The following is a 20,173-nucleotide window of genomic DNA, read 5'->3' on the forward strand; positions in this document are numbered from 1 at the left end:
GGCCGTAGTGTTTTCGACACATACTTGCGACACACTTGCGAAGACGAGAAAACCGGCTGCTTCCCGGTGAAGCGGAGAAGCAGCCGGCTTAGGCTCTATCAGTCTAGAACTTCGGGTTACGGGTATCCTCGCCCAGCTGGTGGACGTGAATCATGTTGGTGGTACCCGCTACGCCCGGAGGGGTACCGGCGATAACAACCATGGTCTCGCCTTCGTTGTACTCTTCCATCGCCAGGAGCGACTCATCCATCACCTTGATCATGTCATCGGTCGATGCAACTTCGCGGCACAGGAAGGTCTCTGCACCCCAGGTCAGAGCCAGCTGGGAGCGAACTTCCTGACGCGGAGTGAACACCAGGATTGGCAGCGGCGTGTGTAGACGTGCTACGCGACGAGCAGTGTCACCGGAGGTGGTAAACGCCACGATCGCCTTTGCGTTCAGGCGCTCTGCGATGTCACGCGCGGAGTAGGACACAACGCCACGCTTGGTACGTGGGATGTGGTTCAGCGGTGGGACGGTACCTGCCGTCTCGGCAACGCGCACAATACGAGCCATGGTGCGAACCACGTTGTGTGGGTCCACGCCGATGGAGGTTTCACCGGAGAGCATGACGGCATCAGCGCCGTCGAGAACTGCGTTTGCAACGTCCGATGCTTCCGCACGGGTTGGGCGCGAGTTGTCGATCATCGAGTCCAGCATCTGGGTTGCGACGATAACTGGCTTCGCGTTCTCGCGCGCGATCTGAATTGCACGCTTCTGCACCAGCGGGACCTGCTCCAGTGCGATCTCAACGCCAAGGTCACCACGAGCAACCATGATGGCGTCGAAGGCCAAGACGATGGATTCCAATGCATCGACGGCTTCAGGCTTCTCCAGCTTCGCAATTACTGGAACACGACGGCCGACCTCGTCCATGACCTCGTGTACCAAGTCAACGTCTGCTGGGGAGCGGACGAAGGACAGTGCGATGAAGTCTACGCCCAGGATCAGTGCGAACTTCAGGTCGGCGATATCCTTCTCGGACAGCGCTGGGACGGAAATATCCATGCCCGGCAGGGAGACACCCTTGTTGTTGGACACTGGGCCGCCCTCGGTCACGCGGCAGACAACGTCGTTGCCATCGACCTCGGTGACGATCAAACCGACCTTGCCGTCGTCGACAAGCAGGCGGTCGCCAGGCTTCGCGTCCTGGGCGAGGTTCTTGTAGGTCGTCGATACGCGGTCGTGGGTGCCCTCAACGTCGTCGACGGTGATGCGGACGGTTTCGCCGGTTTCCCAGACGGTTGCGCCTTCCTTAAAGCGACCGAGGCGGATCTTCGGTCCCTGCAGGTCGGCGAGAATGCCTACTGCCTGGCCGGTTTCATCGGTTGCCTCGCGAACCCAACGGTAGTTCTGCTCATGATCGGCGTGGTCGCCGTGAGAGAAGTTCATACGCGCAACGTTCATGCCATCGCGAACGAGGCCTACAATTGCTTCCTTGCTGGCCACAGCTGGGCCAAGAGTACATACGATCTTTGTTCGTCTATCCACAGTATCCAACCTAGTCGCTTTTGGTGTGACTTATCGCATTTGGTGGGCGAATTCACCGAGATTGTTCGCACCGGCGTCAAGTCCTGACGAAATAAAGGCTACCTGTTATTCGTAGTCTTCGCTTCGCTGGAAGCCTCGCTTAGCGACGATTCCCCCACCTCATTGCGCGGATCTACCTCCTCGGGAGTCTCCTGTCCCTTGGGCAGTCGGAAGTAGACGATGAGTGCGACGATGAACACAATTGCCGAGACCCATGTGTTTACTCTCAGTCCGAGAATCATGGTCGCAGAGTCGTCGCGCATGAGCTCGATCCAGAAGCGACCCAGGGTGTAACCGACTACATACAATGCAAACACGCGACCGTGGCCGAGGCGGAATCGCTTCTCTGCCCACAGTAGGAAGAAAAAGACTGCGACGTTCCACAGCAGCTCGTACAAGAAAGTTGGGTGGACCGAGGTGATGATTTCACCGGTAGAGCGCCCTGTCAACGGCGCAAAGTCGCCGTTTTGGTCCACGCGGTAGTAAATATCGAGCGCCCACGGCACATCGGTTGGGCGACCGTAGATTTCTTGGTTGAACCAGTTACCTAAACGTCCGATTGCCTGCGCCAAGATAACGCCCGGCGCCACCGCATCGGCAAATGGTCCTAGTGGCAGTTTCTTCATTCGGAACAAGATCCACACGCCGAGACCACCAAGCGCGATCGCACCCCAGATACCTAGACCACCCGCGGAGATATTGAATGCATCCCAAGGGTTCTTGCCTGGTCCGAAATACTTATCGTAATCGGTGATCACGTGGTATAGACGGCCACCGATAATGCCGACGGGGATCGCCACGATCGCCGCGTCCCAGACCACGTCCACGTCGCCGCCCTTGGCACGGTAGCGGCGCACAGTCAGAGAAAGCGCGACGAGCATGCCGATGATGATGCAGATCGCGTAGGCACGAAGTGGGATTGGACCTAGGTACCAGACACCCTGCGGAGGCGAAGGAATGTTAGCCAAGAGTTGATTTTGCACGCATCTCAGTGTGCCTGATTATGCCCAGTTTTGCGAGATTAAGAGCGAGACGGGCAAGCGGGGTGTTGCCCCGCGGCGCTGAGTCGCATCGTCGCTGCTTTGATGTCCGGCTGGCTCATCACCGATTCGGCAGCAAGGACCGCATCCGCACCGTTGGACGCCGCACCGATGACATCGCGGGCATTGCGTACTCCCCCCAAGCTGATGCGGAGAACTTCAGTGGGCAGGCCTGGGCCGATCGACGCAAACATCTCGCGGTTGAGGTCATTGGTGTCAAATGTCCACGAGTTGACGCCAATCACGCTCGCGTGGGCTTGGAGGGCCCGGTCGGCTTCTTCCGGTGTGCGAACCTCTGCCATGCACACCATTCCTAGCGACTCAATCCTGTCGATCAGGCTTTCCAGACGTGCCTGGTCCATCAATCCCACCTGCAATGGAATCATGTCGGCACCGTAGCAACGAGCCTCGTGGATCTGATACGGGTCGACGATGACATCGCGACACACCATGGGCAGATCAACCGCCTCACGCGCAGCAAACATATCGGTGAGCGAACCGTCAAAGCGCAAGCGCTCCGTTTGGCATGCAATCAAATGAGCCCCACCGGCTTCGATGTCGCGGGCAATGTCTGCGATAGACAACGACAAGCCTGTGGGGCCAAAAACGGGAGAGGTGCGTTTAATCTCGACGATCACGCCACAACCGGGGCGTAAGAGGGCCGCTCGAACATCGCGAGTGGGGCCCATGTCCCGGGATCGTGCCTTCACCTCTTTGAAGGGAAGTTGGGCTTCCCTCTTGGCTACGTCGGCAAGCACCCCAGAGACGATGCGATCAACTGTGCTCGCAGTGTGCATCATTCACCTCCAAGAGTGCGACTTATAGAAAGTCTCGATGTCTCTAAGGCTAGCGGGTGCCGCTTCGGTTAAAAAAATTAGGTAAACAGTTGTTTGCCTGACGGGGGTAAACGGATGTTGGGGCGAGCCTCAACTCGGCGCGTTACGGGATATCAGTATCCCGCTTTTCTTCATCCGTCGGATCGATGTCCGCATCCAGGGCGTCCCACATCACGCGGCCGGAATCCGGGCTCGATTCGAGATCGTCGGCGATCTTCTTGCGTCGTGTCGCGGCGGTCTCATACTTATTCAGGTTCGCGGAATCGGTACCAGGTCGCAGCGCCATCACAACGCCGCCGATGATGGCCACTACCGCCCCTAAAACGGTGACCAACGGCCCGAGAGATGCCACTTGGACGTTGGTGATTTCCGCCCATTCAGCGATGGTGACGGGGTCATTGGCGCGCTGACTGGTTGCTCCTGCGGTGAGCAGGCTCTTCACTCGTTCTTCGTCGGGAGTTGTTACGAGCAGCATGATCGGCGAAATCGCGGCACCTGCTGCAGCTATCGCGCTTACCGCTCCGATGACACGCCTGCCCCACCTGCGTACGACAAAACCCGCGATCATCCCTGCCAACAGCAGCAGAATGACGGCAACAACTTCTGTGGACCACGATCCGCCCGAGACGGCAACGTAGCCATCACCGGATTTATCGTCGAAATAGTCAACGCCCATCCACTTCACAGAGGATCCGGCCCACATGATCAGTGCGCCGATTCCCAGCAATAGTGCGCCGATTCGCGAATACTTCTTGTCCACCGAGCTTCCTCCTAGAGCAACTGGTCCGCGTCAAAGCAGGTTCGGTCGCCGGTATGGCACGCGCCACCTACCTGCTTCACGGTAAGCAGCACAGTATCGCCATCGCAATCAAGGCGCACACCGGTGACTTCCTGGGTATGCCCGCTGGTGAGCCCCTTGATCCAGTACTCGTCACGAGAACGGGAGTAGTAGGTGCCACGCTTGGAGGCCAGCGTGTAGGCCAAAGCGTGATGATCCATCCACGCCATCATGAGGACTTCTCCGGTGCCGTCTGCCTGAACAACGGCCGGAACAAGGCCTTGGTCATTAAACTTCATCCGCGCTGCGATAGCAGGATCTAGGTCGTAGTCCAGGGGGTTTTCAGATGCTGTCACTTGCGCACCTCGTATCCCGCCGCGTCGAGAGCGTCTTTGACTTCGCTAATTGCTACTTCACCGAAGTGGAAGATCGACGCCGCAAGAACTGCGTTTGCGCCCGCTGCCACAGCCGGAGGGAAGTGCTCTGCTTTACCGGCGCCGCCGGAAGCAATGACCGGGATGTTCACTTCTGCGCGAACTTTCTCGATCAGCTCGATATCAAAGCCGTCCTTGGTGCCGTCGCCATCCATAGAGTTCAGTAGGATCTCGCCAACTCCGAGCTCCTCGCCCTTCTTCGCCCACTCGACGGCGTCGATGCCTGCAGAGCGGGTACCACCGTGGGTGGTGACCTCGAATCCCGAAGGCTGTGGCTCCCCGCCTTCAGGCACGCGACGCGCGTCCACTGACAAAACGATGCACTGAGCGCCAAAGCGTTGGGACATCTCGCGCAGGATCTCCGGGTTCGCAATCGCTGCGGTGTTCACGCTGACTTTGTCCGCACCGGCGCGCAGCAGCTCGTCGACATCGTCTACGGTGCGCACTCCCCCGCCTACGGTGAGAGGGATGAACACCTCATTCGCGGTCCGACGAACAACCTCGAGCATCGTGCCACGCCCCTCCTTCGACGCTGTGACGTCGAGGAAGGTCAATTCGTCTGCCCCTGCTTTGCCGTAGCGTTGAGCAAGTTCTACCGGATCGCCGGCATCGCGAAGGTTTTCAAAGTTCACGCCTTTGACAACGCGACCGTTGTCTACATCGAGGCAAGGAATGACACGGATAGCTACAGCCATGATCGTGAAGGTTCTTTCTACTTAGTATTTGTAATTTCGGCGATGGTGTCCATCACCGTTGCATGTGCCTTGGGTGGTGCGGCAATAACTCCGAGGGATGTCGGATGCCATTCGCCGCCCAATCCATCGGTCACTTTTGCACCCGCATTGCGCGCGAGCAGCACTCCGGCAGAGTTATCCCATACGTGTGGCGAGAAGCTCAGGGCCGCGCTGAAAACACCCTGCGCGACGAATGCCAAATCCACGCCCACAGAACCAGTGATACGAGGGCGCAGGTCGGTGTCTGAAAGCCACCCGATCAGCTTCAGCCGGTATCTCGCAGGAAAGCGCTGCGAGTCGGGCGAGCCCACGGAGCCCACGCCGACCAAGGCGTTGGACGAGGGCTCGTCGACAAGCGGAGGAAGTTCTTTGCCGTTGAGAATGACAGGTTGGCCCACCGTGGTGCTCATGGTCATATTCATCAAAGGCATGTCGGTGATTGCGACAACCGGTTCATTGTTCACGATCAGCGACAACAAGATCGCACAGTTGGGGTTGCCTGCAGCATAGTTTGTGGTGCCATCGATCGGATCGATGATCCAGCAGGCATCGGGTTCGAAAGTACCGCCTTGCTCCTCGCCGAAGACGGGAATGCCTGTTTCTGCTTCCAAGCGCCGGCGAATCATCTTCTCGATGTTAAGGTCCGCTTCTGTGGCAAAGTCCCCATGCTTTTTGTATAGAACTGGTGCTGCGCCCACGCCCGCGACGAACATCTCGCTTGCCTCGCGGATGACATCGTGAGCTGTCTGCAGCATTGCTTGGGGATTAACCATGTTTTTATCCTAGACCACTGTAGCTACTGCCCGATGGCAGTCAGGGCTTGGCGAAGAGTAAAACGCTTTTCGTACAGCGCCTTGCCAATGATGACGGAATCGATTCCCTCATCTTGGTACTTTGCAACCTCAAGGACATCGTCCAAGGTGGCGATTCCGCCCGAGGCGGTGATCATCGCATCGGTGGCTGCTGAGACTTCACGCAACAGCTGGATGTTTGGGCCAGCTAGGGTGCCGTCTTTGGACACATCGGTGACCACGAATCGGCTGCATCCAGCGGCGTCGAAGCGTTCGAGCACCTCCCACAGATCGCCTCCGTCCGAGGTCCAGCCGTTGCCCTTGGTGCGCCATTCACCGTCTTCCAAACGGACTGCGATGTCGATGGCCACTTGGTCGCCGTGGCTTTTTAACACGTCAATCATCCACTCAGGATTCTGCAGCGCGGCGGTACCAATGTTCACGCGCTTTGCGCCCGTAGCCAGGGCACGTTCCAGCGAAGCGTCGTCGCGAATGCCACCGGTGAGCTCAACGTTAATGTCCAGCTTCGAGGTAATTTCTGCCATCAGCTCATGGTTGGAGCCTCGGCCAAACGCCGCGTCGAGGTCAACGAAGTGGAGCCACTGCGCTCCCTGTTCCTGCCATTCAAGCGCTGCTTGCAAAGGCTCACCGTAAGTCTTTTCGGTGCCGGCCTCGCCTTGGTCTAGGCGGACAGCTTTTCCGTCAACAACGTCAACTGCAGGAAGCAAAGTAAAAGTCATGCCATCTATCCTACGATAACGCTTTAGGCCAGCGTGCCTAGCCAGTTGCGCAGCAGATGCAGACCTACGTCACCGGATTTTTCCGGGTGGAACTGTGTGGCCCACAGCGGACCGTTTTCCACCGCGGCGACAAAGCGAGCGCTCTCGTGGGTTGCCCATGTCACTCGCGGCGCAGCGATGAATTCATCAACCGGCATGTCCCACGATTGCACCGCGTAGGAGTGGACAAAGTAGAAACGGTCGTCGTCGTTAAGCCCTGCGAACATCTCGGATCCGGCGGGAGCATCCACAGTGTTCCAGCCCATGTGCGGCAAAATCTTGGCATCAAGCTTGTCGACGACCCCTTGCCACTCACCGCAGCCCTGCGTTTCCACTCCGTGCTCGACACCCTTGTCGAATAGCACCTGCTGGCCAACACAAATCCCCAGCACTGGACGCGAACCTGCGAGGCGTTGCCCGATAATTCGCGGTCCCCTGATCTTGTTCAGTCCGTCCATGCAGGCGGCGTACGCCCCTACACCTGGGACGAGAAGGCCGTCGGCCTCGATGGCTTCGTAAGGATCGCTGGTGACGGTGACGTCCGCACCGACATGTTCCAGGGCGCGTTGCACCGAACGAAGATTTCCTGAGCCGTAATCCAGCACTGCGACTTTCACCATGGCTCCCAAGTGTAAACGCAGCATGCTTAACGACGACGCACCTGCCCCACCTTTATTTCTTCCGGCGAACTTCCTTCAGCCGTGTGGCGATGTTGTTGTTTTCCACCACTCGGTATTTGCCAAGGGTGCGATCGATAGCGGTCAACAGGATTCCGAAAGCGATGATAAACGCCGCGGTTGTAAATGCCCCTGGGTAACCGGTGCTTGCCACGATCATTCCGAACACCATCGACCCGGTGCCAGTGCCACCATCGAAGAAGATGTTCCACACTGCTGATGCTTCGGAGACCTTGGTGCGTGGGAGTCGGTAGAACATGCTGAGCAGTGCCTCATTTTGCACCGCGCCGAAGCCGCCGCCGAAGAGCACTGCCGCGAGGACCATCCACCACACTGACCAGTCGAAGACCATTACGGAGACGATGAGCAAAATTCCTGCCAGAGCGGAGAACTGCGCCGGGATCATAGCGATACCTGGCTCACCGCGCTTATCTGCGATGATGCCGACGAAATAGCGCACGATCATGGCTGCTGCGCCCGCGATCGACAAAATGAGGCCGCCGAGGACTGCTCCTGTTGCAGGATCTTGTTCCTTAATGGATGCCGGCAAGAATGCGGTGATGGCGCCGAAGCTCATGGACAATGTTGTCAACGCGAGGGCCGGGACGATCACCAACTTCCACATCGGTGTCTGCAGTGAGGTGGAGTCGTGCTTTTCTGCTCGATCGGCTTTGATATGAGGAATTCTCAAACACATCAACCCTGCGACCAAGGCGATCACTGCGGCGAGGATGTAGACGGAGTTGTATCCAAACGGCTCGGCCATTGCAAGGCCAACCGGTAAGAAGAGCATCTGCGCAACGCCGACGAAAACGCCGAGCATTCCCGTAGCTTTTCCTAGGAAGCGTGCGGGCACGAGCTCTGCCATCAGAGCAGATTCGGCAACAGTAATTGCGCCAAAACCTACTCCACGCAGTGCGCTGAAGAGCAATACAGTGGAGGCATCCATGTTGATCATGTGACCAAGCGCCGGGATGCCGAGCAGCAGCGCGGACACCACCATCACTGGGTTGTACCCCACGGTGCGCAGCATCCACGGAGTGCAAACCTGGGTAATTACCGTGGCCGCCATGAAGATGCCGGTAGAGGCACCTGCAAGGGTTGCCGAGCCACCGGCTTCGAGTACTGCCACTGGGAGGACGGGCAGCAAAAGCGACCAGGCACCGAAGGCGGCACCGACGGCGATGAGGGTGGGCACAAATCCTGGTGCCTTCCAGATGCTGTCGAGTTGTTCAATCTCGTCGCGGGAAAGGCGCTGGGTGGCCACGTTCCTCATCACTCCTTAAAACGGCATCAGGTTGAACAAGCTCCCCAACGCTACCAACAGTGCTACGGCGGCTAGTACCGCCATGATCATCGTCATTAACTTAGATCCGTTTTGATACGCGGACCAAGCACCACCGACAAACATGCCTGCCACGATGAACAACAGCCACACGGCCATGCTCCCGCCTACTGAGGGAGAGCCTTCAGCAAGTAAGCGAGTCATAGATTACAGAGCGCCCTTGGTTGATGGAACACCGTGGACGCGCGGATCCATCTCGGTTGCTTCGCGCAGAGCGCGAGCCACGGCCTTGTATTCTGCCTCGGTGATGTGGTGCGGGTCGCGACCGTATTTCACGTTGACGTGCAAGGTGATGCGCGAGTTGTAGGCTAATGTCTCGAAAAAGTGGCGGTTGATCACGGTGGCGTAATGCCCGCCGATGATCTGCCAGTCCATGTTCTCTGGCTCGCCGTTCATGACAAAGTATGGACGGCCTGAAATATCTAGCACGGCTTCAACCAGAGTCTCATCCATCGGCAGCTGCATGGAGCCGAAGCGACGGATGCCCTTCTTATCTCCCACTGCGTCAAGTAGTGCCCAGCCCATGGTGATCGCGGTGTCCTCGACGGTGTGGTGCGCGTCGATGTGCGTGTCACCCGTGGCGTGCACCTTGAGGTCGAAGGAACCGTGGGTGCCAAATGCGGTGAGCATGTGGTCAAAAAACGGCAGGCCGGTATTTACGTCGACATTGCCTGAACCGTCGAGATTGATCTCCACGGTGATATCGGACTCGCTAGTAGTGCGAGTTGCGGTGCCAATACGGTCAGCCATTACAGCCCTTTCTCCTTCACGATGGCAGCAGCCTTGAGGAACATGTCATTTTCGATGTCCAAGCCAATAGTGACACGCAAGTGACCTGCAACGCCAACGTCGCGGATCAAGACATCCTCGTCCAAGAACGCCTGCCATGCCGCGGCGGCATCGTTAAAGTTGCCAAAGAACAAGAAATTCGATTCGCTGGGCACCACCTCGTAGCCCATGTCGACCAGTGCGGCTTGCACGCGAATGCGCTCCTGGGAGAGCTTATCCACGGTCTCCAGGGTGTCCTCGCTGTGGCGCAGTGCCACAGTTGCAGCTGCTTGCGCTAGCACCGAGAGGTGGTAAGGAAGGCGGACCAGCATCACAGCTTCAATGAACGCCGGCGCTGCGACGAAGTAGCCCAAGCGTCCACCGGCAAAGTCGAATGCCTTGCTCATGGTGCGAGAGACGACGAGTTTGTTTGGGTACTTCTCTAGCAGTGTCACCGCAGACGGAGACGGGGAAAACTCGCCGTAGGCTTCGTCGATAATGACGATGCCGTTGGCTGCGTTTACGATACGTTCGATGTCTGCCAGTCTAGTGACATCGCCGGTGGGATTGTTCGGGGTCGTCACAAAAACAATGTCTGGGTTGTGCTCGGCGATCGCGGCCAACGCGACATCCATGTCGATGCGGAAATCGGCACCACGATCCACGCCGATGAACTCGGTTTGAGTGCCGGATGACAAGATCGGATGCATCGAGTAGCTCGGGACAAACCCCATCGCGCTGCGACCCGGTCCGCCGAAGGCTTGGAGCAGCTGCTGGAGAATCTCGTTGGATCCGTTGGCTGCCCACAGGTTGTCTTTGGTCACCGTCACACCGGTCTGCTCACTTACATAGGTGGCTAATGCGGTACGAAGCTCAACAGCATCGCGTTCCGGGTAACGGTTGAGCGTGGAGGCAAGCTTGGATACCTCGGCGACAAGGTCGTCGATAAGTGCTTGCGACGGCGAATAGGGATTCTCGTTGGTATTTAACTGAACAGGTACCTCTAGCTGTGGAGCGCCGTACGCGGATTTGCCGCGCAGCTCCTCGCGCAAAGGCAACTCGCCCAGCGAAGTCTGCGGGGCGAGTGTGTTTGGAAGAAAGTCCATTAGCCTTACTGCTCCTCAAAACGTGCTCGGATGGCCTCACCGTGTGCTGGAAGCCGCTCATCGTCGGCAAGAACGATGATGTGCGGGCCGATTTCTGCCAGTGCTTCCTTGTTGTATTCGATCAGGTTGACTGGGCGCAGGAAGGTATGGGTGGTTAGGCCTGCGGAAAAACGCGCGGTGCCCGAGGTCGGCAGTACGTGGTTGGAGCCTGCAGCGTAATCGCCCAGCGGGACTGGAGAATACTCGCCGACGAAGATCGCACCGGCGTGCTTGATGCGCTCGGCTACCTCGCGAGCGTTGCGGGTGTGAATTTCCAAGTGTTCCGCCGCGTATGCGTCTGCAACGGCGATGCCTTGCTCAAGGTCGTCGACAAGAACCACTCCGGACTGCTCACCGACGAGTGCTGCCTTGACTCGATCGGAGTTGAGGGTGACGGTGTAGCGTTCCTCGATCTCCTTGAGGGTTTGGTTGGCAAGCTCCTCGGAATCGGTGATCAACACAGATGCGGCGAGAAGGTCGTGCTCGGCCTGGGAGATCAAGTCGAACGCGAGGCTGACTGGGTCGGCGGAGTCGTCGGCAAGAATCGCAATCTCGGATGGGCCTGCTTCTGCATCGATGCCAACAACACCATTGACCATGCGCTTTGCTGCGGTGACGTAGATGTTGCCCGGGCCGGTGATGATATCTACTGGCTCAAGGTTTTCGGAATCATCGCCGTAAGCCATCAAGGCGACAGCCTGTGCGCCGCCGACTGCCCAGATCTCGTCAACGCCGAGTAGCTTGCACGCCGCGAGGATGGTTGGGTGTGGCCAGCCATCGAACTTCGCCTGAGGTGGGGTGCACACAACCATGGATGTAGCTCCTGCCTCCTGCGCAGGGATCACGTTCATCAGCACGCTCGATGGGTACACGGCTTCGCCACCTGGAACATACAGGCCGACGCGGTCGATAGGAATGAACTTCTCGGTCACTGTCGCGCCAGGTCCGAGCTCTGTGGTGTGTGGCTCAGGCTTCTGTGCGGCGTGGACCTTGCGGATGCGAGAGATCGCCTCCTCGAGAGCCGTGCGCACTTCGTCGCTGATGGTCTCAAGAGCGTTATCGATGACGTCTTGGGGTACGCGAACAGATGCTGGGGTGATGCCATCGAACTGCGCACCGTACTCAAGAGCCTTGGCAGCGCCATGCTCCTTGACTGCTTCCACGATTGGGGCGACGGTCGGCATGACCGAGTTCACGTCGGTGCCACCACGTGGCATGACACGACGAAGTTCCGAAGTGGATGGAGTACGACCACGCAGGTCAGTGACTTTCAGCATCGATTCTCTCCTCGAGCTTGAGTGGGTGCGCTCAGCAGTGAGCGCGGGTACGCCTCTCATTGTATTCCTGCGGGTGGTTTCCACCACACATCGGCTGTGTATGGCCTTACCCGGCAGTTTTGCAGCTTCTACTTCACGGATTGGTGCGCTTAGGATAGCGTGCAAGACAGAGAGATAGATCCCTTTAACAGCCCTTTGAAGGAGGTGAGCAGGTTGGCCAAACACCGCGCGCCCGATCCCCAAGATGAATTTGCCACTGAGGTAACGCTGACGCGGGTGGCGAAAATGCTCACCGGTTTAGGCTACGAGACCGTGGCGGAGTTCGACCGTCTTGTGATCTCCGGTCACGACTACGTCGCCACCGTGTGGATCAGTTTTTCCGCCCCCTTGGCTTTGGTCATCGATGGTCAACGACGCGTTCCCGCACCGTTCGAGCAGGCCTCGACCCTTGCGCACTTCCTAGACACTTGGAATCACGACCGCATCGCCCCCACCGCGAGCTATCACATGCTTGACACCGGTGACTTGCTAATTCGCCTGCGGTCCGCGACCTTTATCAAGTTTGGGCTTACCGACGACCAGCTCGCCTCGGCTCTCACCGGCGCGCTAAATTCAATGAACACGTTTTCTACTGAGTATCGCGTGCATTTTCTGGCCAACGACGAGGACGAATCGTTGCCGGAAACAATCAAGCGAGCCCAAGACACTGAGGCACTGCGCGGCCCACACCCCAGTACTCGCCACCTTCCGCCCGACGAGGAACTCCCGGTGTTTGGGGCCCCTGATCCTGTGGAGATCTCCGGCGACGAGCCACTCGACGAGTTTGAATTTTCCCATGTCGTCGAACCTTTGGATCAGTTGGATTTTCGTTATTCGATCGCAGATGAAGACATCGTGACTACCGCAGTTAACGGCCTAGGTTTCGCTTTGTGCGTTGATTCCGACACGTTTTTCCGCGTTACCGGCGTCTACCCCACCACGCTCGATCCCACGCACGACTTCTTAAGCGTGTGGCTGGCGTGCAACGAGCACAACGAGGAAGCGGTATTCACCACCGCTTATACCCGCGTAGAAAACGACACCTTGCTCTTGCAAGTGGAGACCGCTTGCGACATTTCGCAAGGAATGGCGCTAGATCAACGCAGCCATTTTGTGGTGTCCTCCCTGGTCGGAATCTTAAGCGGGATGGACACGGTTTGCTTGCAGGCCTGCGGCTATTCCATTATCGATTGGCCGCAGTAGGTTTGGCCGCAGTAGGTTTGGGCGCAGCGCAGTTACACCGCATCGTCAGCTGGCGATGACGCTTCAAGTTCTTCGGGCGTTGCGACGAGTGCCATTGTCCAATAAGCAAGCGTTGCCATAAATGGGCCTGCCAGCCAACCCACCCCAGGGGCTAACGCTGGGACAAGTTTTACCCCTTCGAGGTTTCCCGAGGAATGCTCCGGCATGGGATGCAACGCGTTCGCGGTCCATTCGCCCACGACGTAAAAACTCACGGCCGCGAAGAAGGCTACTACCCCTGACCACAGCAGCATTCCTACTCCGGAAATTCCGCCGACGATGAGAAAAGCGATGATGGCGATGATCGCACCGGCTAGGCCCGTGAGGATCGCAAAAGAGATGAACGAAGAGAATTCGACGTTGACGGGGCTGGCAGCTTCGTCGACAAGCAGCATGCCGTCTTTCATGTTCCCGATATAAGTGGGGCGAAGGGCTCCCCAGATTGCGCCGACGACTACACCGAGTAGGAGCCCCCACATCAAAACACCCGCGCCCGAACCTACGACGAAGCGACCGGTGTTCCGTGGTCGTTGAGCGCGGGTCGCAGTAGGAGTGCGGTAGTTAGTCATGGGTGTATACCGTACTCCGCACTTGAGCGCGGGGTGATCTAAGCCGGGGTGAGTTAAAAGTTCCCACCACCGGACAATTAGACAGCGGAGCTATCTTTAGTTGCACATCTTCCACGAGCCGTTTTCGTGCTCGAAGATCTGGGTAGCGTGGCTTGGGCCGTCCTTGGTGTGCACGGAGACTGTAGCCGATGCGCGGTTGCCATCAACCTTGACGTCCGAGACGTTTTCCACGTAATTCTGCGAGGTGTCGATGCCAAGCTCTGCGAAGGACATGTCAGGCATGCTTCCGGTATCAAATGCCTGTGGGCCGCCGTTTTCGTCGATCACGCGGGCGCAGGTGTTGTTCAGCATCGCGTCGGTCATGCCCTTGAGGGTGTTCTGTGCGTACAGGTCGTCAATTACCGCACGAATCTCCGCGGTTACCTCAGGGGACCCTTCAACACCACTTTGCAGCGGCTGAATATCTGCAATCGGAGCCTGACCATTATTGAATGGGTTTTCTACGGTGTTCGGATCACCCTGCGGGCCAAGGTTCTCTCCCGGAGGGGTATTTGGATCAGCTGGCTTGTCCTTGTCTTCGCCTTCCGGCTTCTCCTCGGAAGTTGCGGACTCTGTGGATTCAGTGGATTCCTTGGTCTCAGAAGACTTCGCCTTCGAGGAATCCGCCGCCTTGGACGCCGTTGCTTCCGTTGCGTCAGAAGCAGTCTTGGTTTCCGACTCGTCCGAGCCGCATGCAGACAACGCAAGCGGAAGCACAAGGGCTGCGGCTGCGATTGTCTTTTTTGTCTTTGTGGAAACCTTCACGTTGTCTTTCTCCTCGGGTTACGCCAGGCATTTCACCGATCGTCCGACTCCTTTCCAGGAAGCGATACCTCGGTAGCACGTAGAAATGCCCAGCTGCATATTTGGCTTTCACTGACCTTATCAATGGAGTCCTTGTTTTTATTACAAGTCTTCCGCATAGAACACTGTGAATGTCCGCTTGCTCACGTACATCCGGCACAATCCCTGCCGACAGATTGAGTATCCTCAATCATCATGCAGCTCTCTCGTAGTTACATCGTCGACGCGGCGCTAGAGATCCTGGACACCTATGGATTCGCCGATATGACCATGCGTCGCGTTGCCACGCAGCTCGGTGTGGCCCCCGGCGCACTTTATTGGCACATCTCCAACAAACAGGAGCTCGTCGCAGCAATCGCCGAGGCGATCATCGAACCCATCGGCGTTCGCTTGGCGACGACTCCCCTGTCCCCGGATGAGCTATGCACTAGTTTGCGCGAGTTCCTGCTCCATCACCGCGACGGTGCCGAAGTGGTAGCTGCTGCCATGTCACAGCCGCAATCCGCTGTGCGATTGAAAATATTTGAGGCTGTGACGTCGTCGATAAGCGAGTATTTTGACACCCAGATTCTCAGCCCCAGCGACATCGAAGCAGCAGCAACGGGCTTAACCCACCTGACCGTGGGTGCAGCCGCATTACACCAGGCAGGTCTGCAGTTTGCCGAAGCGACCGGCGAGGAGTTCGACGCCGACAATGAATGGCAATCCCAGAATGCCGTCAGGTTGCTCTTAGCAGGTTTGCGAATGAAGGAACTCGAGAGCCAAAACGGTAAGTAATGCGATTTTCCACTAGCATTGCCAACTATGACTAACGCGACTGCAGAAACTCCCCAGGTTTGGCCCGGGGATGCCTATCCGCTCGGCTCAACCTACGACGGCGCAGGAACCAACTTCGCAATCTTTTCCAACATCGCCCACAAGGTGGAACTCTGCCTGATCGACCGCGAGGAAAACGAGATCCGCGTTCCTCTGGAAGAGAAGGACAACTACGTCTGGCACGCTTACCTCCCTGGCGTTGTGCCGGGCCAGCGCTATGGATACCGCATTCATGGCCCTTGGGACCCAGCCAACGGCAAGCGTTGCGATCCAAACAAGCTTCTTGTCGATCCATACGCGCGAGCATTCGATGGCGAGTTCGACGGCGACCCATCCCTCTTCTCCTACGACGTTTTTGCCGACCCTCCGGGAAGCGGGCGCAACGAAGACGACTCGCTTGGCCACACCATGAAGTCCGTCGTTGTCAACCCGTTCTTCGACTGGGGTGACGACCGCGCTCCCAAGGTCCCAGCCCACGAAACCGTGATTTATGAAACTCACGTCAAGGGCATGACCGCCACTCACCCGGACGTACCGGAGGAGATGCGCGGCACCTATGCCGGCATGGCGCACCCATCGGTGATCAACTACTTCAAAGATCTCGGCGTTACCTCGGTCGAGCTGATGCCGGTGCACCAGTTTCTCCAGGACGATCGCCTGCGCGATCTTGGTCTGCGCAACTACTGGGGCTACAACACCTTCGGCTTCTTTGCTCCCCAGCAGGATTACGCTGCCGCAACCAAGCCAGGCGGCGCGGTGTCCGAATTCAAGGGCATGGTCCGCGCCTACCACGAGGCTGGAATCGAAATCATCCTCGACGTGGTGTACAACCACACCGCCGAAGGCAACCACCTCGGCCCAACCATCGCATTCCGAGGCATCGACAACGAGGCGTACTACCGCTTGGTCGACGGCGACCGGTTCCACTACATGGACTACACCGGCACGGGCAACTCCCTGAACGTGCGCGACCCGCACTCGCTGCAGCTCATCATGGATTCTTTGCGCTACTGGATCACAGAGATGCACGTCGACGGCTTCCGCTTCGACTTGGCGTCCACCTTGGCGCGCGAGCTCGACGACGTCGATCGCCTTGCGACCTTCTTCGACCTGGTCCAGCAAGACCCTGTGGTGTCCCAGACAAAGCTCATCGCCGAGCCATGGGACATCGGCCACGACGGCTACCAGGTGGGCAACTTCCCAGCGCTCTGGAGCGAGTGGAACGGAAAGTACCGCGACACCATGCGCGACTTCTGGCGCGGCGAGCCTTCCACACTAGGTGAGTTCGCCTCCCGCCTGACCGGTTCTTCTGACCTGTACCAGCACAACGGCCGCCGCCCAACCGCTTCGATCAACTTCATTACTGCTCACGATGGCTTTACGTTGAATGACCTAGTCAGCTACAACGAAAAGCACAATGAGGCGAACCACGAAGACAATCGCGACGGCGAGTCCCACAACCGCTCCTGGAACCACGGCGTTGAAGGCCCCACCGACGATCCCGTCATCCTCGATCTGCGCGACCGTCAGCGACGCAACTTCTTGACCACTCTCTTGCTCTCCCAGGGCACCCCGATGATTTCGCACGGCGATGAGATTGGCCGCACCCAGGGCGGAAACAACAACGCCTACTGCCAGGACAGCGAAATCGCGTGGATGGATTGGGACCTACTGGAGAAGAACGCTGAGCTTCACGGCTTTACCCGCCGCCTATTGAAGATCCGTCAGCTGCACCCAGTGTTCCGCCGCCGCCGCTTCTTCGACGGAGGTCCTTTGGGTACCGACGTTCTCGATCGCGACATCGCTTGGCTTGTCCCAGACGGCCAGCTGATGACGCAGGGCGACTGGGACTTTGCCTTTGGCAAGGCCCTCATGGTCTACCTCAACGGTACCGCGATTGCAGAGTCCGACGAGCGAGGTCAGAAGATCGAGGACGATTCCTTCATCATGATGTTCAATGCTCACTACGAGGACATCGAGTTCACGATCCCTCCAAAGCACCTCGGCGCTAAGTGGCAGCTTCTCATCGACACCACCGAGAAGACGGGCTACCCACTGGAACAGTCGGTTCACGAACCAGGTGACACCGTCACCGTCGAGTCCCGCTCTACCTTGGTACTCAAGCAGGTCGAACCGCCAATCTTCGACGAGCCCGACGACGAAGCAGAAAACGCTGAGAACGCTGAGCTTAGCGACGAAGCTCCTGTCGAAGAAGCTTCCGCCCCTGAGGCAGAGGCTCCTGCTGAGGCAGATGCTCCTGCTGAAGAAGAGGCCGCTGAAGCTGAGACACCAGCAGAGGAAGCCCAACCAGAGGAGTAATCCGGTGTGTCGGAGCCGCGGGTAGGATAAGCAGAACCACTTGTCCTACCCGCATTCCCCTTCAAGGAGCATGTCGAAGTGATTGCAGCTCACGGCGCATCCATCACCGTTACCAACCAAGCCATCCGCATTATCCCCTCGGATCTTGCGGCCTCGCTGCACGGTGTCCAGGCCGATATATCGATAGCGATCACCGATATCACCTCTGTGGGGCTCGTCCCTGGCGACGCTTGGGACAACAGTGTCCTGACGATCACGACTACTAAGGGTGAGACTTCGCTGAGTTTCGCGCCCAACACGTTGTCGGAGGCAGAACGCATCGCACAGTCCATTGAGGCCGCGCAACGGGGCGAAGCACCTGCAACCGATGCCACCTCGACGACAGTTTCGGGCATTCCGGGTTTCGATTTCGTGGCTTTCGACGTTGAGACCGCGAATGGTGAGTGGGGTTCGATCTGCCAAATTGGCTTAGTCCGGTTCATCGACGGCATTGCGACGGAACGCGCCTCGTGGCTGTGTACTCCCCCTCCGGGGTTGGACACCTTTGATCCCTACAATGTGGCGATCCACGGGATCACCGCCGATGCTGTCGCCGATGCCCCTTCCTTTGCCTCTCGTTTAGACCAGCTCGAGGAGTTCGTCGGCAAGCTCCCGATTGTGGCGCACAACGCGCAATTTGATGCCACCGCTTTGCGCGAAGCAGCCGTGGCTTCGAATAAGCCAGCGCCCACGATCATGTTCGCATGCACGCTGGCACAATCCCGCGCGGCGAAGTTGCACGTGGAAAACCACAAACTCCCGACTTTGGCTGAGGCTTTTGGGGTGGAGCTGCTCCAACACCACGATGCTGCAGCAGATGCCGCCGCGTGCGGTGAAATCATGGTTTTCTTGGCACAACAAGCTGGGCATTCCGGATCTGTCATGGAGTTTGTACACGCTACCGGTTTCACTCTGGGCGTGATCGAGTCGAATCGTGTGGTGCCTGTGCTGCGGGACCGTTCAGGTGCTGGTCGCGCGCTACAGGAATCCCGCGTGCAACAGCTCACCGAACAGCCCGAGAAGGTCGATGTGTCACCTGCGCCCGAGGTTTCTGGGGCAGGTACAGATCAACCTTCTCGTCGAGGGCCCGCGCCGTGGCAGTCAGTGGCTACCCCCGATACCATCCCTGATCCTAATCCCGATGCGGATTCATCCAACCCGTTGTTCGGACAAAACGTGACCCTGACTGGTGAGTTCGAGCCTTTTGACAAAGGAGCTCTGTGGTCTGGCATAGCCCATTTGGGCGGGCAGGTGGGCAAGAATGTGACGAAAAAGACCACAATTCTGGTCACCGGCGAATGGGCGACAATGACCTCGAAAGAAAAGCGCGCCCGCGAGTTGATTGACAAGGGCCAAGCTATTCAGATTTGGCCGGCAGACAAGCTGCTGTCGGTGCTCGGGCTCGATGAGGAACCACCTTTCTAGGCCCAATTTCGGGCTGGAGGGAACCTTACTGAATATTGTGCAGTCTAAATGGGCATAACCTTTCCACTGACACATGTGAGGTGGTTGTCCATGACAACACTGGCAGTTTCATCCCGGCCCGCGGTAGCTCCTTCCCTCCCGCTGCTTCCCCCGTTGCGTCTCCATCTGGAGCACAATCGCAAAACTAGCAACTCCCCGCCGTGGGGAAAATCCGCTGGTTTCCAAGAGCCTGTTCGCATCATGCTGTCCAAGCATCTATCGTGTGTTTTTCGCACCGCGAGTGGCCAGCTCTTTTCACAGAGTGACCTGGGCACTTACCAGCTCACCGCTCACCAGTTGTGGCGCTTGGCAGCCACTGAGATAATCGCAGGCCATTTGATCGGTGGCGAAACTGAGTTGCTCGTTCGTTGCTCAAGTGTCCTGCTGGGGCGTGCGACACCGCCAGGAATCGAGGTTTCCAGCGCGCATGCCTCCGGAGCCTCATGGCTTGGGCACCCTCGTACGTTTACCATTCTCCACCATCATTGTGTGCAGCTCCTGCAGCCCAAGATCGGTCTTGTCTATTCCTGGATAGTCATGCGCGAACGCCAACGGTTGTTCGTCTTCGACGCGCACCCCGAGGCAATCAGGAGTGTTCCAGGCCTCGGAGAACCAGTGGAATATGCCCACGGCTTCCCAGTGCTGCGATGACTTGGCACCACGTGTCG

21 protein-coding genes are annotated in these 20,173 nt (G+C 58.0%); 5 read left to right on the forward strand and 16 right to left on the reverse strand.

Annotated features, from left to right (window positions below):
* Positions 1-103: 103 nt before the first annotated feature.
* From pyk to hisD, 14 genes are all read right to left on the reverse strand, one after another.
* Complete coding sequence (gene pyk / locus QP027_RS07215) at positions 104-1,531, reverse strand: pyruvate kinase (RefSeq protein WP_284823656.1); 1,428 nt, start codon at positions 1,529-1,531, stop codon at positions 104-106.
* Between the two features lie 98 nt (positions 1,532-1,629).
* Positions 1,630-2,553 (reverse strand): prolipoprotein diacylglyceryl transferase, encoded by a 924-nt coding sequence (gene lgt / locus QP027_RS07220; RefSeq protein WP_284823657.1) that lies wholly within the window; start codon positions 2,551-2,553, stop codon positions 1,630-1,632.
* Between the two features lie 38 nt (positions 2,554-2,591).
* Complete coding sequence (locus QP027_RS07225) at positions 2,592-3,407, reverse strand: indole-3-glycerol phosphate synthase TrpC (RefSeq protein ID WP_284826976.1); 816 nt, start codon at positions 3,405-3,407, stop codon at positions 2,592-2,594.
* Between the two features lie 142 nt (positions 3,408-3,549).
* Positions 3,550-4,206, reverse strand: coding sequence for a TIGR02234 family membrane protein (locus QP027_RS07230; RefSeq protein ID WP_284823659.1), 657 nt, complete (start codon positions 4,204-4,206; stop codon positions 3,550-3,552).
* An 11-nt stretch (positions 4,207-4,217) separates the two neighbouring features.
* Positions 4,218-4,580 carry a phosphoribosyl-AMP cyclohydrolase gene (gene hisI / locus QP027_RS07235; protein WP_284823661.1) on the reverse strand — a complete coding sequence of 121 codons (363 nt, stop codon included), beginning with the start codon at positions 4,578-4,580 and terminating at the stop codon, positions 4,218-4,220.
* Positions 4,577-5,353, reverse strand: coding sequence for an imidazole glycerol phosphate synthase subunit HisF (hisF, locus tag QP027_RS07240; protein ID WP_284823663.1), 777 nt, complete (start codon positions 5,351-5,353; stop codon positions 4,577-4,579). The genes hisI and hisF overlap by 4 nt, the downstream gene beginning before the upstream one ends.
* Before the next feature lie 17 nt (positions 5,354-5,370).
* Positions 5,371-6,165 (reverse strand): inositol monophosphatase family protein, encoded by a 795-nt coding sequence (locus tag QP027_RS07245; RefSeq protein WP_284823665.1) that lies wholly within the window; start codon positions 6,163-6,165, stop codon positions 5,371-5,373.
* A 23-nt stretch (positions 6,166-6,188) separates the two neighbouring features.
* Positions 6,189-6,923, reverse strand: a complete 735-nt coding sequence (gene priA / locus QP027_RS07250) for a bifunctional 1-(5-phosphoribosyl)-5-((5-phosphoribosylamino)methylideneamino)imidazole-4-carboxamide isomerase/phosphoribosylanthranilate isomerase PriA (protein WP_284823666.1) — start codon at positions 6,921-6,923, stop codon at positions 6,189-6,191.
* Between the two features lie 23 nt (positions 6,924-6,946).
* On the reverse strand, positions 6,947-7,582 hold the full coding sequence (hisH, locus tag QP027_RS07255) for an imidazole glycerol phosphate synthase subunit HisH (protein ID WP_284823667.1): 636 nt from the start codon (positions 7,580-7,582) through the stop codon (positions 6,947-6,949).
* A gap of 52 nt (positions 7,583-7,634) precedes the next feature.
* Positions 7,635-8,906 carry an MFS transporter gene (locus QP027_RS07260; RefSeq protein WP_284823668.1) on the reverse strand — a complete coding sequence of 424 codons (1,272 nt, stop codon included), beginning with the start codon at positions 8,904-8,906 and terminating at the stop codon, positions 7,635-7,637.
* Positions 8,907-8,921: 15 nt separating this feature from the next.
* Positions 8,922-9,128 (reverse strand): hypothetical protein, encoded by a 207-nt coding sequence (locus tag QP027_RS07265; RefSeq protein ID WP_284823669.1) that lies wholly within the window; start codon positions 9,126-9,128, stop codon positions 8,922-8,924.
* Between the two features lie 3 nt (positions 9,129-9,131).
* Entirely contained in the window at positions 9,132-9,734 is a 603-nt protein-coding gene (gene hisB / locus QP027_RS07270) for an imidazoleglycerol-phosphate dehydratase HisB (RefSeq protein WP_284823670.1), read from the reverse strand.
* Positions 9,734-10,858 (reverse strand): histidinol-phosphate transaminase, encoded by a 1,125-nt coding sequence (locus tag QP027_RS07275; RefSeq protein ID WP_284823672.1) that lies wholly within the window; start codon positions 10,856-10,858, stop codon positions 9,734-9,736. Before QP027_RS07275 ends, hisB begins: the two co-directional genes overlap by 1 nt.
* Before the next feature lie 5 nt (positions 10,859-10,863).
* Positions 10,864-12,174: a histidinol dehydrogenase gene (gene hisD, locus QP027_RS07280; protein ID WP_284823673.1), complete on the reverse strand. Its 1,311-nt coding sequence runs from the start codon at positions 12,172-12,174 to the stop codon at positions 10,864-10,866.
* A gap of 204 nt (positions 12,175-12,378) precedes the next feature.
* On the opposite strand from hisD, the gene QP027_RS07285 reads away from it, so the two are divergent.
* Positions 12,379-13,416: a YbjN domain-containing protein gene (locus tag QP027_RS07285; RefSeq protein WP_284823675.1), complete on the forward strand. Its 1,038-nt coding sequence runs from the start codon at positions 12,379-12,381 to the stop codon at positions 13,414-13,416.
* Between the two features lie 32 nt (positions 13,417-13,448).
* On the opposite strand, the gene QP027_RS07290 is transcribed toward QP027_RS07285, so the two are convergent.
* Positions 13,449-14,024: a hypothetical protein gene (locus QP027_RS07290; RefSeq protein WP_284823676.1), complete on the reverse strand. Its 576-nt coding sequence runs from the start codon at positions 14,022-14,024 to the stop codon at positions 13,449-13,451.
* Positions 14,025-14,120: 96 nt separating this feature from the next.
* The gene (locus QP027_RS07295; protein ID WP_284823678.1) at positions 14,121-14,828 is read right to left on the reverse strand and encodes a hypothetical protein; all 708 of its coding nucleotides are present in this window, start codon (positions 14,826-14,828) and stop codon (positions 14,121-14,123) included.
* Positions 14,829-15,062: 234 nt separating this feature from the next.
* Between QP027_RS07295 and QP027_RS07300 the strand changes: the two genes are divergently transcribed.
* The 4 genes from QP027_RS07300 to QP027_RS07315 all read left to right on the forward strand — a co-directional run bounded on the left by QP027_RS07300 (position 15,063) and on the right by QP027_RS07315 (position 20,156).
* A complete protein-coding gene (locus QP027_RS07300; RefSeq protein WP_284823679.1) occupies positions 15,063-15,644 on the forward strand; it encodes a TetR/AcrR family transcriptional regulator in 582 nt (193 codons plus the stop codon).
* 27 nt (positions 15,645-15,671) lie between these two features.
* Positions 15,672-18,002, forward strand: coding sequence for a glycogen debranching protein GlgX (gene glgX, locus QP027_RS07305; RefSeq protein WP_284823681.1), 2,331 nt, complete (start codon positions 15,672-15,674; stop codon positions 18,000-18,002).
* Between the two features lie 78 nt (positions 18,003-18,080).
* Positions 18,081-19,466 carry a 3'-5' exonuclease gene (locus QP027_RS07310; RefSeq protein ID WP_284823682.1) on the forward strand — a complete coding sequence of 462 codons (1,386 nt, stop codon included), beginning with the start codon at positions 18,081-18,083 and terminating at the stop codon, positions 19,464-19,466.
* Positions 19,467-19,556: 90 nt separating this feature from the next.
* Positions 19,557-20,156, forward strand: coding sequence for a hypothetical protein (locus QP027_RS07315; RefSeq protein ID WP_284823684.1), 600 nt, complete (start codon positions 19,557-19,559; stop codon positions 20,154-20,156).
* Positions 20,157-20,173 lie beyond the last annotated feature (17 nt).

Source organism: Corynebacterium breve (genome assembly GCF_030252165.1).
GTDB classification, from domain to species: Bacteria; Actinomycetota; Actinomycetes; order Mycobacteriales; family Mycobacteriaceae; genus Corynebacterium; species Corynebacterium breve.

What these genes read in the sequence shown, in the direction of transcription:
- QP027_RS07315 (WP_284823684.1), top strand. Translation starts at nt 19,557, where the DNA reads ATGACAACACTGGCAGTTTCATCCCGGCCCGCGGTAGCTCCTTCCCTC.
- QP027_RS07290 (WP_284823676.1), bottom strand. Translation starts at nt 14,024, where the DNA reads ATGACTAACTACCGCACTCCTACTGCGACCCGCGCTCAACGACCACGG.
- QP027_RS07225 (WP_284826976.1), bottom strand. Translation starts at nt 3,407, where the DNA reads ATGCACACTGCGAGCACAGTTGATCGCATCGTCTCTGGGGTGCTTGCC.
- hisF (WP_284823663.1), bottom strand. Translation starts at nt 5,353, where the DNA reads ATGGCTGTAGCTATCCGTGTCATTCCTTGCCTCGATGTAGACAACGGT.
- QP027_RS07275 (WP_284823672.1), bottom strand. Translation starts at nt 10,858, where the DNA reads ATGGACTTTCTTCCAAACACACTCGCCCCGCAGACTTCGCTGGGCGAG.
- hisB (WP_284823670.1), bottom strand. Translation starts at nt 9,734, where the DNA reads ATGGCTGACCGTATTGGCACCGCAACTCGCACTACTAGCGAGTCCGAT.
- hisH (WP_284823667.1), bottom strand. Translation starts at nt 7,582, where the DNA reads ATGGTGAAAGTCGCAGTGCTGGATTACGGCTCAGGAAATCTTCGTTCG.
- hisD (WP_284823673.1), bottom strand. Translation starts at nt 12,174, where the DNA reads ATGCTGAAAGTCACTGACCTGCGTGGTCGTACTCCATCCACTTCGGAA.
- priA (WP_284823666.1), bottom strand. Translation starts at nt 6,923, where the DNA reads ATGACTTTTACTTTGCTTCCTGCAGTTGACGTTGTTGACGGAAAAGCT.
- QP027_RS07300 (WP_284823679.1), top strand. Translation starts at nt 15,063, where the DNA reads ATGCAGCTCTCTCGTAGTTACATCGTCGACGCGGCGCTAGAGATCCTG.
- glgX (WP_284823681.1), top strand. Translation starts at nt 15,672, where the DNA reads ATGACTAACGCGACTGCAGAAACTCCCCAGGTTTGGCCCGGGGATGCC.
- QP027_RS07245 (WP_284823665.1), bottom strand. Translation starts at nt 6,165, where the DNA reads ATGGTTAATCCCCAAGCAATGCTGCAGACAGCTCACGATGTCATCCGC.
- QP027_RS07265 (WP_284823669.1), bottom strand. Translation starts at nt 9,128, where the DNA reads ATGACTCGCTTACTTGCTGAAGGCTCTCCCTCAGTAGGCGGGAGCATG.